Raw genomic sequence first — 13,429 nt, 5'->3', positions numbered from 1 at the left:
AAAATCTCTTTACTTCTTAAAAACCAAATCTAGGGCCTCAAAAATAGCACGTTTCGCTTTCTCTAATTCGATCTTAGTATGTGCTGAAGATACGAAACCAACTTCATATCCCGATGGGCCTAAATAAATTCCTCTGTTTAATAATTCGCGGTGCATCACTTTGAATTTCTCCATGCTACCGGCATCAATATCATCGGCCGATTGGATTTTATCTTTATCGGTAAAAGCAAACCAGAAGATAGAGCCAATAGTAAACACTTTAAATTTATAATTGCGCGCAGTAGCAAAACGCTGAATGCTGGCTACAAATTCCTGAGCCTTGTTATTTAAATCTTTATAAAAGCCCGATTTGTTTAGTTCGGTTAAAGTAGCGATCCCCGCAGCCATGGCTACCGGATTACCAGACAATGTTCCGGCCTGATATACGCCCCCATCAGGAGAAATATGCGCCATAATTTCGGCGCGCGCGCCATACATTCCTACAGGTAAACCACCACCGATGATTTTTCCATAGGTTACAATATCAGGCGTAATGCCATAGTGTGCTGCCGCACCTTCAAAACCAACCCTGAAACCGGTAATTACTTCATCAAATATTAAAAGCGAATCGTTATCAGTACAAATTTTACGCAGGAACTGAATATAGGCTTCATCCTGCATAATTAAACCATTGTTTGCCGGAATACCTTCAATAATTACCGCAGCAATCTGATCTTTAAATTGTGTAAAAGCCTGCTCAATCGCTGCCATATCATTCAATGGAACAACAATTGTTTCTTCGGCAAAGGCTTTTGGAACACCTGCCGATGAAGTTTCGCCAAAGGTTACCAAACCTGAGCCGGCTTTAACCAATAACGAATCGCTATGACCATGGTAACAACCTTCGAATTTTAAAATTTTATCGCGACCGGTAAATCCTCTTGCCAGGCGTATAGCCGACATTACGGCTTCGGTACCCGAGCTGGTAAAACGGATTTTTTCTACAAAGCGGTTATTTTTGATAATCAGCTCTGCCAGTTCATTTTCTAAAGCCGTTGGTGCGCCAAAGCTCATTCCGTTTTGCATTACCTCGGTAACCTTTTCGCGGATTTTTGGATTGTTATGTCCTAAAATTAATGGCCCCCAGCTGCCACAGAAATCGATAAACTGATTACCATCGGCATCCCAGATATAACAACCATCACCTTTCTCGATGAAAAGTGGTGTACCATAAACGGATTTAAAAGCCCTTACAGGTGAGTTTACTCCACCCGGGAAATAGGTTTTTGATTTCTCGTACAGTTCGGCAGATTTTACCCTCGAAATATCAGGCTTGCTACCTGTATTTACCGGAATATCGGCTTCATTGCCTGAAAACATTTTTTTTAATGAATCTAACATCTTTTTAAGGTTGAAGGTTAGAAGGTAGAGGGCGTAAGGCTTAGGGCGTATAAGCCCCTCGACTCTTAAAAATCTCTATCTTCTACCACAAGTTATTAAGGTTAAAGATTAAAAGGCAGCAATTGAAAGATTTTTGGGCACATAAACCCTCAACCTTAAAACCTTCTGCCTTCCACCTTAAAGCCAATCGTTATTTAAAATATCTTTAATGTGGTAAGTGGTAATAATACTTGCGCCGGCCCTTGCAAAGGCGTGCATGGTTTCCATTACTACTTTTTGTTCATCTATCCATCCGCGCTCGGCAGCTGCTTTAACCATCGAGTATTCGCCCGAAACGTTATAAACCGCAATTGGCAACCTGGTATCTTGTTTTAAGCGTTGAATGATGTCGAGATAAGCCAATCCTGGTTTTACCATTAAAACATCGGCTCCCTCCTGCTCATCCAGCTGTGCTTCGCGTAAAGCTTCTAATGGGTTTCTGAAATCCATCTGGTAAGCTTTTCTATCACCTTTACTAGGTGCACAATCAGCAGCTTCTCTAAACGGACCATAATAAGCTGAAGCAAATTTGGTAGCATGGCTCATAATGGCCGCGTTTACAAAACCGTTTGCATCTAAAAGATTACGCATTGCAGCAATCCTGCCATCCATCATATCCGATGGAGCAAACATATCTGCACCAGCCTCGGCATGCGTTAAAGCCATTTTTGCAATAACTTCAACGGTTTTATCATTTTGAACGTAATCGTTCTCCATAATCCCGCAATGCCCGTGCGTGGTGTAAGAACAAACGCAAACATCGGTTACTACATATAAATCCTCACCAAACTGTTTTTTAAGCTCGCGCACAGCAGTTGGTACTAAAGAATGATCGTGATACGCCGATTTGGCATCAGCCGATTTTTCGTCGCCTACCCCGAACAGCATGATCTTGTTTAGACCTTTTTTCAATCCGGCTTCTACATCTTTAACCAGGTTATCAACCGAATAATGGTTAACTCCTGGCATGGCATCAATAGCATGGGTAACATTAGTACCTGGCACCACGAAATAAGGGTACACAAACATATCTTTTGATAACCGGGTTTCGGCCACCATCTCTCTCACCAATGGGTTTTTTCTTAATCTACGCGGACGATGTAACATTTTTTGTATTATTAGTATCAAGTATCATGATTTTAGTCTCATAACTTGAGTATCTCTTTATTTTTTCCTTACGGGGCGATTACACAGATTTTTGGATTTCACAGATGGTTTTCCTCAGAAAGGTATTCAGCTTTCCACCTTACACCCTAAACCTTTCAACCCTCCGCATTTCTACCTCATCTCTATTCCGAACACGGCTTCAGCTAATCCAATTTCATCGGGTGAGTACGGCAAAGCATATTTTACTCCCATTTCATCAAATTTCTTACCTGTAGAATTCCCGATCGCAATTACCTGCTGGCCTGGCTCCAATAAATTATCGGCGAAATAGGCATCAACGTTTGAGGGACTGGTAAAAATCAGTACATCAGCATAGCTTTGGTCAATGTCATCTTCAATTACGGTTTCGTAAATTGGCAGATCGATTATTTTGGCATCAGCTGGTAACGATTTCTGGATCGACTGTAAAGAATCCTGTGCTCTTGGAAACAATACCTGCTGTCCACCAACCAGTTGCGCGAAATCTTCAGCAACTTCGGTAATATCGCCGCTTGCACCAACAAAATCGGCAAAATGGTTAAATTTACGCAAGGCATCTTCCGAACCTCTGCCCACTACGCCAAATTTGGTTTTCTTTGGCAATACCGGCTTCAGGTTGAAAAAGTATTCTACACTATTGCGGCTGCTGAAGAAAATCCAATCTACATGGCGCAGAATAAACTGATCTAAAACAGTAACAATCGGGAACGTACGGATTAACGAACGACCTTCAATTTCAATATTATTATTTTCTAATGCCCTGCGAAAATAGCTGTGTTCGCCAATTTCGCGGGAGATGAAAACCTTTGCCGGTTTTTTTCTTTCTGTATTAAATTTAGCCACGATTTTTTCGGCTAAACCTTCTGTTGTATCGGCACGCAAGAACAAACGCTCAGGAAAATGATCGGCGGTTTCAGCTTTAGAAGTCCAGACTTCAAACTTTCCGTTTTCCTTTTGGCAATAACAGCCTAGTGGCATGTGGCAGCCGCCTTCGAAAAGGTTTAGCACTTTACGTTCTACATTTACGGTTTCTGCCGTTTCCGGATCGTGCAATTTTTGAAGCGCATCAAAAAGTTCTGTATCGTTTTCCCTGATCTGGATAGCCAGGGCACCCTGTGCAGGAGCAGGAATAAATTCGGTTGTTTCGAGTTCTTCAATGTGTAAATCACTCACATCAAGTCCTAAACGTTTAACACCGGCCTTAGCAATCAAAATGGCATCGTAATCTTCGTCGCGCAATTTACCAATCCGTGTAGGCACATTTCCACGCAAATCTTCTACCTCTAAATCAGGACGCAAACCCAATAACTGGGCTTTACGGCGATTAGATGAAGTACCTACCATAGCTCCTTTTTTAAGAGATAGTTTCTGCGAAATATCCACACAATCCTTTAAAATCAACAGGTACTCGCTGGCTTCTTCGCGAGGAGGCAAAGCAGCAATAGTTAATCCTTCAGGGTGTGTTGTAGGTAAATCTTTAAGGCAATGTACAGCCAGATCAATTGTTCCGCCTAACAGCTCTTCTTCCAGTTCTTTGGTAAAAAAACCTTTGCCTTCCAGTTTATCCAATCTTAAATTCAGGATTTTATCGCCCTGTGTTTTAATGATTTTTATCTCGGCTTCTATTCCAATGGCTGCCAATTCATTTTTAATATGATTAGCCTGCCATAAAGCCAGGTCGCTACCGCGTGTTCCGATGGTTAATTTCTTCACTATTAAGATTAAATGAGCTGCAAATTTAAATTAAATAGTGGTTTATACCATGAATTGTTTAAAAATGAGACAGTGAGGTTACAGAGGGGGTAATTAAGGGGATTTCTATGACATAAGGTGATTGTTTTCAAGAATAAGTTTTTGAACAAATGAGTGAGTTTTGAGTGACTGAATGTTTCAGGCATGATGCCGTATCATTCAAAACCTATCGCATTCTAATATCCAAATAACTCCAAGCTGGTACAGACCCGGCAATTGAACCGTAGGTGAAATATACAGCCGTTTAATTTCACCGCGTTAGAATAACAGCAACCGGTAAATAGCAATAAAGGGAAAATGAAATTAAGCTGTGGTTAAATTTAAGATTGATTAACCAGAATCTCTTTAGCCATAACCATAGGTACGCTGATGTATTTTTTCTCCATGTAATTCATTACACGTTCTAAAACCTCGCGCGATGCTTCATCCATCTGGCTAATTTCTTCGGCAAATACACCGTTTATAGCTGTATTTTTGATTTCTTTAATCTTTCTTGGCACCTCTTGCATAGCAATTTCGATGCGACGTTGTTTTAAAACAGAGAAAAATTCGGTGATGTTGTTGCTGATAATATCTTCGGCATGAACCAGTTCGTTATAACGTTCCTGGATATTTTTGCGAGCCACTTCTTTTAAAGACTCAACCTCGATGTAATGCACCAGATTATGGTGAATTACCGCCGGAGCTACATCGTTAGGGATAGCTAGATCTACAATTACTTTTTTGCTGGTATCGCCATTAAGCAATTTGGCATATAGTTTTTCGTCGATAATCGTTTCTGTAGAACCTGTACAGGTAATAATTACATCAAATCCCTCTTTAAAATCTTCGAGTGCAGTTAAAGGATATGCATTCCCGTTTAACTCTTCGGCAAGCGATTCGGCTTTAGCTAAAGTACGGTTGAAAACAGAGAAATTTGAGTATTTATGCTTGTTCAGGTATTTGGCAATATTCTGGTTGGTTTCGCCCGCGCCAATAATTAAAACACGTGAGTTACCACACATATTTAATTCTTTTAGCTTGCGGTAAGCTAATGACACAACTGAAACCGGATTTTTTGAAATATTGGTATGGGTATAAACCTCTTTGGCTGTTTTAACCACGCGTTCCATAATCATGCGCATGTAATCGCCGGTAAAACCTGCATCGCGACAGTTCTCGTAAGCTCTGCGGATTTGTGCCAGGATTTCCTTTTCGCCTACCACTAAGCTCTCTAACGAGCAAGATGTTCTTAATAAATGGTTAAAGGCTTCTTCGTTTTCGTAAACAGTTACATTATCCAGGAAACGCTCCATAAACTCAGCCGGAAGGCCCATGTCTAAAACAGTAAGAAACCTGGTTACGAATTCTTTGTCGGTTTTTTCTTTAGTTAGAAAAACAAACTCCACACGATTGCAAGTACCGATATAAAAAATTTCGCTTACAGGAAGCTCTGTTTGAATATTTTTCAACCTGCTATCCAGACTCTGATCACAAATAACTAATTTCCCTAAAGATTTCAGGTCGATGTGGTGATGCGTAAAAGCTATTACTTTTAAATATTCCAAGTGCTTCCGTTATTAACTATTATCGGGATACAAAAGTAACACGGTTGGTGGATGTCAGCGTCATTAATCTGTAATTTACATTAATTTAGAACGGTTTTAAATAGCTGCAAAACTTTGACAATCCATTTAAAGACCTTAAAATCAGTGACGAATTTAAGGCTTTCAACTATGTTCTAACTGGTTTCCAACCACTTTTAATCCAATATTTATATTACGAAATTATTGCCAAATGGTTGCCTGACACCGTATTTTAATGTTTAGTTTTGTTATTAAACTTGCTATGGTTAAGCTAAACTGCCGAAACAGTTATGAATAAGGGGCAATTGCGACAAACATTAAAAAACTGACAACAAAATCTACTTTAGTAGGTTTATATTTGATACCAACACCTTAAACGATGATTACACAAAGCAATTTTAGCCTTAGCGGTTCAGACGGAAAATTAATTATTGGCGATATCACTTTTGATGAAAAGAACCCAAATACGCCCATTATTCTTTTTGTACATGGCTTTAAAGGCTTTAAGGATTGGGGAGCGCATAATCTGGTGGCCCGATATTTCGCCAGCAATGGTTACCGGTATATTAAATTTAACTTATCGCACAGCGGCGTACCGGTCGATCACCCACAGGATGTAACCGACCTCGAAACTTTTGCCAGCAACACCGTATCAAAAGAGCTGTTTGACTTGAATGCGGTACTGGATTTTATAGAAAAAGCCTATGGTACCGAAACAAAGGTGAATTTAATTGGTCATAGCCGCGGTGGTGGTTTATCGATTATTGAAGCTGCAAACGACTTAAGAATAGACAAACTGATTACCTGGAGTGCCATTGCTGATTTTAATAGTTTATGGAAAAAAGAGCAGGAAGCTGAATGGAAGAAAAACGGAAAAATCTTTGTAACCAATGCAAGAACTAAAGAGCAAATGCCACTAAACGTAACGCTGTTACAGGATTTGCAGGAAAACGCAATTACTCTAAACATTGTGGAAGCGGCCAAACGGATTAATATTCCCTGGTTAATTGTGCAAGGTGATGATGATGTAAATGTTCCTTTCGAAATGGCACAGCAACTGGCAGATGCCAATCCGGCCAGCAGACTGGTTAAAATTGAAGGCGCCAACCATGTTTATGGCGCCTCGCAACCTTATACGGGCGAAAACTTACCGCCACTTTTGTTTAAGGTCTGTGAGAAGGTTTTGATGTTTTTGGAGGAAGCGTAAATTACTTATCTTGGGCCATAATATTTTATGGCACAGGATAGAATTAACCTTTCGGATTTTAATAAAGCCACATTAAAGCAGACCATAATTGGCGTAACTTTATTTTTATGTTTGGTTGCTTTTCTGGATAGTAATTTTTCGCCGGTAAAATCAAACGTCGAATTTATTAGCGATTTTTGGGCTGATCGTTTAAACAGCGGAAAAGGATATAATTTCATTGCTCAGACACCTAATAAGAACTATAAGATTCCAGCCGAGCTCTTCAATGTAACCAATCCTAAAGATTCATTATTAATTTTTAAATCAAAAATAACGGGATTTATCCAATACTATGGCTTAAAAAAACCGAATGAGACGATCATCTGCAAATCACCGATAATTAAGGATTATTTTCTTGGACTAATTACAACAATCCTAGGTCTTTTGATTGCTACTATATTTTATTTCAATAAAAGATTAGCACAAAACACAACCCTCCAGGGAATTTTAGTCTTTTTAATTATTATTTCATTAATTTTCTTACGAAATTACTTCTTCAGAAATTACTAATTAGTTTTAACGCAAATACTAATCATCCCCTCTCCTAACAAAATTGCGCATATCGCTACCACTTGGGCTTTGGAAAATTTCTAGATCAAAATAAGGCACTGCAGCAAGTAAATGATCGAAAATATCGGCTGCTACCTCTTCAAATTTCTTCAGTCCTTTTTCTTTCGAAAACACATAAATTTCGATTGGTAAACCGTTTTCGGTAGCCTGCAGCTGGCGTACCATAAAAGTTAAATCTGTATTAATATAGGGATTGCTTTGAAGGTATTTCTCTGCATAAACCCTAAAAGTACCAATATTGGTCATGTGACGACCATTTACCAGGTTATTAGGGTTTACAGTATGTTCAGCATTAAAGGTTGCAATATGTTGCTGGGTTTCCTTTAAATAATCTTTCAAGAAATCGATGCTTTGCAAACGCCCAATTAGTTCTTCATCGCAGAACTTAATACTCGAAATTTTAATGTTAATATGTCGCTTAATTCTTCTTCCTTCGCTTTCTTCCATGGCCCTCCAGTTCTTAAACGATTCGCTAACAATGGCATAACTCGGTACAATGGTTACCGTTTTGTCCCAGTTGCGTACCTTAATGGTGGTTAAATTAATTTCGGTTACCTCGCCATCAGCACCATATTTTTCAACGGTAATCCAATCGCCTACCCGGACCAGATCGATAGCGCTCATTTGTACTGAGGCCACAAAACCTAAAATCGGATCGCGGAAAACGAGAATAAAAACAGCCGTTACAGCACCAAAACCACCAAATATATATAGTGGCGACTCATTCAGCAGAATAGATAGAATGAGTACAAAGCCCACAATGTAAAAAACAATTTTAGCAACCTGCTTATAGCTTCGAATGGGTTTATCAGCATACTTTTTCGATGCTTCCATGATGGAAACCAAAGCATTGAGAAAAGCATTTACAGCAAACATAACCGCCAAAACCATATAGATTTTAGCAAAAATCAGCGCATAAAAAAGCCAGTTTTTAAAATAAACAAATACATAAGGAACGGCATTGTAAATGATATAAGCACCAAAAATTAAGGCAAAGGCCCTGAATACCCTAAACTCAAACAAGGCTTTCTGCCAATCGGGTTTAGTTTTAGCGCTTTTAACCACGCCTATAAAAATTTGCCTGGTTAAGAAAATGGTTACGAATAAAAAAAGGACAACCCCAATAATGCCAATGAAAAAATATGAGTACACCAACTCGTTGCCAGAAAGGCCTCTGCAGGTAAGCCAATTTCGAAGTTCGTTAAACAAGGATTGAAACTCGGGAATATTCATCACAGCAATTTAGTATTTATTGATTAGAAAAGTAAATATTAGCTCAGTATGCCATCGACTGACTGGTACACTCAATTATAAAATTACTTTCGTATCTGCCAGTTTAATTTTCCCCGAATTTAATTCAGCCTCATTTGCAAAGGTATAACTGGCTGATTTTAATAAATGACGATCATCAAAATATGAAATGGTTATTAACGGATCCCTGAAGATGTTACCTTCATTAAAAGTTATAGCGTAAATATTCACCCTTGTGAACTCGTCGGGCTCCTCCCGCTTCAGAAATTTTAGTCGCAAATGAAAACATGCTTCAGTTAATAAAACATATCCCATAAAGAAATTAAAACCAAATAAAGAAAGTACTCCTATTGCAATCAAGCGTTGAAATAATAGAAACTTAAACTCAATTTTTGTTAATCTATTATCAGGCTCTTTAATACTTTCTAAAAAGATAATTAAACTAAGGGCAATCTGGATATAAATCATTAAATCGTTTAAAAATAAACTGAGGAAACCTACGCCTGCAATTACAAAAGGTTTCCATACGTGATCATAGCTAAAATCAGGACGATCGGTGATAAGAATCTTATCATCGTAAATCTGCATAACTTTCTTCTTCAGATCAACTTCAGGAGGAAGATAAAACTTACTTTTAGCGTCTTCAAACATTTAATTCTTATTAAACCTTCTCCACCCAGTTCCCATCATCTTTGATGATATCGATCAGCTCATCCAAAGCGTAGGCTGTGGTTACGTTTTTCTTTACTACTTCTTTACCACGATAAAGGGTAATTTTATCCGGACCGGTACCTACATAGCCGTAATCGGCATCGGCCATTTCGCCGGGTCCGTTTACTATACAGCCCATGATGCCAATTTTAATACCTTTCAAATGATCGGTACGCGAACGGATGAGTTGCGTAGTTTCCTGCAAATCAAAAAGTGTACGACCGCAACTTGGGCAGGAAATATATTCAGTTTTACTAATACGGGTACGGGTAGCCTGTAAAATACCAAAACTGGTTGAATTGATTAGTGCCAGGCTCTGTTTTTCAGCATCAATCCAAACCCCGTCACCGAAACCATCGGTAAGTAAGGCACCCAAGTCGGTTGCTGCATAAAGCATTAAATTATCTGCATCCAAATTTTGGTAAGTGCGCTTGATAATAACCGGAATTTGAATGTTCTGCTCTTGCAGGGCTACAAAAAATGCTCTTTGTTCGGCCATACCGTGTACAGCTGAAGTATTAAGTATCAGTACTACATGGGTTAAGTGGCTAACTGTTAAACTGGTTAACTGGTTGGCATCAACCTCAACAAAATTTAAAAATTCATCTTTATGATCAGCTTTACTAAATTCTTCCAGCGTAAACAAAGGGTGACAATTGTTCTGATCTTTCAGCTTAAGCCAGGTTTGGTAATTGTAAATCTGCTTTAAGTTGCCAGGGAAAGAAAATGAGGGCAGGTTATCGCCCAAATAAGCTAAATCGCAAGCCTGATCGGCTAAATTGTATTTATCTAAACCTGCACTGTAATTGTAACCTACAGCGCTTAGGAAATAAGGATCTTTTAAATTTTCTTTCGAAACATCAATCATCACTACCGGATGGTGATGCCCGCCAATATGCTGTACTGGTGTGGTAATGCGGCGGTTGTATTCATAAGGGGAATAAGTTTTGATGGATGGTGTATTATGTATGATGGAAGATGTGCCAATAGACTCAAGACTTGCAACTTCGGCCTTCTGACTCCTCAAACTATACCTATCAGCCAAAGCTTTTGCTACTGGTGCCTCAAATTCCGGATCTTCTGTTAACGAAACGCGAATAGTATCGCCCAAACCGTCTTCTAACAAAGTTCCGATACCGACAGCTGATTTAATGCGGCCATCTTCTCCATCTCCTGCCTCTGTTACACCAAGGTGCAACGGATAATTCATGCCTTCTTTAGCCATAGTGTCGACCAGTAAACGATAAGCCTGAACCATTACCTGGGTATTACTCGCTTTCATCGAAATGACCAGGTTGTAGTAATTCTGGTCTTCGCACATGCGGATAAACTCCATTGCCGATTCAACCATCCCCCGTGGTGTATCGCCGTAATGGCTCATAATACGGTCGGAAAGAGAACCATGGTTGGTACCGATACGCATAGCAGTACCGTATTCTTTACAGATTTTAACCAGCGGGATAAACTTTTTATAAATCCGGCTCAGCTCGGCATTATATGCATCCTGCGTGTATTCTATATTTTCGAATTTCTTTTTATCGGCGTAATTTCCCGGATTAACACGCACTTTTTCCACAATTCTTGCGGCCATTTCGGCAGCATTTGGTGTAAAATGGATATCGGCAATCAGGGGCACATTATAACCTCTAAAACGCAGTTCTTTTTTAATATTAGCCAGATTTTCGGCCTCTTTTATGCTTGGCGCAGTTATACGAACGTACTCACAGCCTGACTCTACCATGCGGATAGTTTGTTCAACAGTCCCCAGTGTATCCATCGTATCGGTTGTGGTCATCGATTGGATACGGATCGGGTTATGCCCGCCCAAAGCGATATCGCCGATATTTACTTCACGGGTTAAATACCTCGAATAGGTTGTTAAACTGTTGCAATATCCTCCTGCCAAATCGTGTTTTGCCAATATTTTTTCCATCTCGGTGCAAAGATAAGTATTGTAGGTAGGTTTTAATGTTGGAAAGTTTAGATTTATGGCACTAAAGAAATCGCTTTTTCCAGAATTTCATCTCTACCTTCTTTAATTCCGTTTACTGTAAGTTTAACTTTAAAATCAGGAACTATGCCAATTCTTTGCGTTTCTTTTCCGTTCGGATAATATACGCCAATTTGTGTAAAACCAGTACTTATCCCTCCCGGAAACGTTACAGGCATACCTACAGTACCGTCGGCGCCAGCTGTTTGACTACCTACAATTATAGTATTTGGTCTGGCACTTAGCGCCATTGCCGATAATTCAGCAAGGCTTTGGGTTTCTTCGTTAACCAAAACGATTACTTTTCCCGGATAAGGGGCATCTTTATTTTCCCCGATTTTTACATTTGCCATATATTCATCAGACATGTAGGTGAATAATCCAGGCGTTTCAACGCTTCCCTGCGTATATTTAGCTACATCCATAGGCTTTTGGAAAAGGTACTTACCGATATCCCACGCAAAACTTGTAGGGTTCGGATAGGTACGCATATCAATAATAATGGCTTTAGCCTTCAAAGCCTGGGGTATTACCGATTTAAGCTTCGTTTTAATCCGTCCTACGTTAAAGTAAGCAATATTATTAATCATTTTAAAACCACTATCTGCTGGCATGGGTGCGCGATAATTCATTCTGTTGTATGGAAAACATTTTAAAGTGGTGTTTTCAATTTTACCATTGCGACTATAAGTAACCCGCATTAAGGTATCATTTGTTCTTAAAAACTGTGACGCTAGCTTTCTATACTGGGTTGGCAGATTAGAGGCAGTAAAATAGGGCAGTTTTTCTTTAATCAGCTGCGTAACCGAAACCTGATTGATACTTTGGATAACATCACCTTTTTTAAGGGTATTTATTCCAACAATTTCATCGTTACTGTACTTAACAACTGGTAAATTATCAATAAAAATAATTTCCATATTTGGTTTAAACTTGCCATAAAACTCGATAAAAGCACGATCGTAAGGGGAAATATCTGAATGTGAATCTTTGGTTTCGGCAATAAATGCTGCCGCTGTAAGTTTGTAGTCTAGTTCATCTTTGGCCAATAAAAATTTGGGGACATATTCCTCCAATACATTTATCCAGGGTTTATCAATAACATTTTTGTAAGGAGAAAAATACTCATAAATGCTCCAGAACCTGAATAATGCTAGTAAACGATAACCATCATCAGGATATTTAAAACTGGCATAAGCATCTTCGTTTTTAAAAATAGCAACAGGTGTCTCTGTATCATACATCTTCACATAATAGCTTTCCGTTGTTCTATCAGCTTTTTTAATCAAATTTAACTGGTTAAGCAGTTTTTTACTAAATCCTGATTTATTGAACCAATCGAAATTAGGGTTGTATTTTACATTTCCCACCACAGTTTTTGTTTCAATGGTTTTAAAGACACCTAAACTACTAATCCAATTTGAAAATACTTCGTTTCTATCGTTATTCGTTTTGGCATCAAGTACTTTGGGAATAAGCCGAAACAGCTCAAAGTCCCAATTGTAATCTCCTTTGGCTACAGAGGGATGATAGTATTTTAAGAAACCCCATAATTTACCCAATGTTATTAAGCTTGTCGTTTGCGCAGAGGTTAAATTGTTTAGTTTAATTTTCGACCCTTCTATAAACGTTTTATCGAGTTTGGCTTTTTTATCTTTATCTACTGGGTTTTCTAACTGGGCAGTTGCCTTTATGGTGGTAAAAAGCAATAAGAGCATTAATAGTTTTTTCATTCCATTGAGATTAATTTACATATCGAAGATATAAAATAGCTCATTG

At 38.8% G+C, this 13,429-nt stretch carries 9 protein-coding genes; 1 reads left to right on the top strand and 8 read right to left on the bottom strand.

Features of this window, described 5'->3' with window-relative positions:
• Positions 1–9: 9 nt before the first annotated feature.
• The 4 genes from hemL to hemA all read right to left on the bottom strand — a co-directional run bounded on the left by hemL (position 10) and on the right by hemA (position 5,864).
• Positions 10–1,380 carry a glutamate-1-semialdehyde 2,1-aminomutase gene (hemL, locus tag DBR40_RS00720; protein ID WP_124557896.1) on the bottom strand — a complete coding sequence of 457 codons (1,371 nt, stop codon included), beginning with the start codon at positions 1,378–1,380 and terminating at the stop codon, positions 10–12.
• Positions 1,381–1,557: 177 nt separating this feature from the next.
• On the bottom strand, positions 1,558–2,526 hold the full coding sequence (hemB, locus tag DBR40_RS00715; protein ID WP_124557963.1) for a porphobilinogen synthase: 969 nt from the start codon (positions 2,524–2,526) through the stop codon (positions 1,558–1,560).
• Between the two features lie 171 nt (positions 2,527–2,697).
• Positions 2,698–4,278 carry a hydroxymethylbilane synthase gene (hemC, locus tag DBR40_RS00710; RefSeq protein ID WP_199748249.1) on the bottom strand — a complete coding sequence of 527 codons (1,581 nt, stop codon included), beginning with the start codon at positions 4,276–4,278 and terminating at the stop codon, positions 2,698–2,700.
• 359 nt (positions 4,279–4,637) lie between these two features.
• A complete protein-coding gene (gene hemA / locus DBR40_RS00705; RefSeq protein ID WP_124557894.1) occupies positions 4,638–5,864 on the bottom strand; it encodes a glutamyl-tRNA reductase in 1,227 nt (408 codons plus the stop codon).
• Between the two features lie 397 nt (positions 5,865–6,261).
• Between hemA and DBR40_RS00700 the strand changes: the two genes are divergently transcribed.
• Positions 6,262–7,089, top strand: a complete 828-nt coding sequence (locus tag DBR40_RS00700) for an alpha/beta hydrolase family protein (protein ID WP_124557893.1) — start codon at positions 6,262–6,264, stop codon at positions 7,087–7,089.
• 567 nt (positions 7,090–7,656) lie between these two features.
• Here the strand turns inward: DBR40_RS00700 and DBR40_RS00695 are convergent.
• The 4 genes from DBR40_RS00695 to DBR40_RS00680 all read right to left on the bottom strand — a co-directional run bounded on the left by DBR40_RS00695 (position 7,657) and on the right by DBR40_RS00680 (position 13,383).
• A complete protein-coding gene (locus DBR40_RS00695) occupies positions 7,657–8,931 on the bottom strand; it encodes a mechanosensitive ion channel family protein (RefSeq protein WP_124557892.1) in 1,275 nt (424 codons plus the stop codon).
• Between the two features lie 75 nt (positions 8,932–9,006).
• Complete coding sequence (locus DBR40_RS00690) at positions 9,007–9,600, bottom strand: hypothetical protein (RefSeq protein WP_124557891.1); 594 nt, start codon at positions 9,598–9,600, stop codon at positions 9,007–9,009.
• Between the two features lie 10 nt (positions 9,601–9,610).
• Positions 9,611–11,593 (bottom strand): (E)-4-hydroxy-3-methylbut-2-enyl-diphosphate synthase, encoded by a 1,983-nt coding sequence (ispG, locus tag DBR40_RS00685; RefSeq protein WP_124557890.1) that lies wholly within the window; start codon positions 11,591–11,593, stop codon positions 9,611–9,613.
• A gap of 53 nt (positions 11,594–11,646) precedes the next feature.
• A complete protein-coding gene (locus DBR40_RS00680) occupies positions 11,647–13,383 on the bottom strand; it encodes a S41 family peptidase (protein ID WP_124557889.1) in 1,737 nt (578 codons plus the stop codon).
• Positions 13,384–13,429: the final 46 nt, after the last annotated feature.

The sequence above is a fragment of the Pedobacter sp. KBW01 genome (assembly GCF_003852395.1).
Taxonomy (GTDB): Bacteria; Bacteroidota; Bacteroidia; order Sphingobacteriales; family Sphingobacteriaceae; genus Pedobacter.
This window is presented reverse-complemented; position numbering and strand designations above follow the sequence as displayed.

Bases quoted from the DNA above. Each gene is read 5' to 3' on its own strand.
- hemL (WP_124557896.1), bottom strand. From the start codon at position 1,380: ATGTTAGATTCATTAAAAAAAATGTTTTCAGGCAATGAAGCCGATATT.
- hemB (WP_124557963.1), bottom strand. From the start codon at position 2,526: ATGTTACATCGTCCGCGTAGATTAAGAAAAAACCCATTGGTGAGAGAG.
- DBR40_RS00700 (WP_124557893.1), top strand. From the start codon at position 6,262: ATGATTACACAAAGCAATTTTAGCCTTAGCGGTTCAGACGGAAAATTA.
- DBR40_RS00695 (WP_124557892.1), bottom strand. From the start codon at position 8,931: ATGAATATTCCCGAGTTTCAATCCTTGTTTAACGAACTTCGAAATTGG.
- DBR40_RS00690 (WP_124557891.1), bottom strand. From the start codon at position 9,600: ATGTTTGAAGACGCTAAAAGTAAGTTTTATCTTCCTCCTGAAGTTGAT.
- ispG (WP_124557890.1), bottom strand. From the start codon at position 11,593: ATGGAAAAAATATTGGCAAAACACGATTTGGCAGGAGGATATTGCAAC.
- DBR40_RS00680 (WP_124557889.1), bottom strand. From the start codon at position 13,383: ATGAAAAAACTATTAATGCTCTTATTGCTTTTTACCACCATAAAGGCA.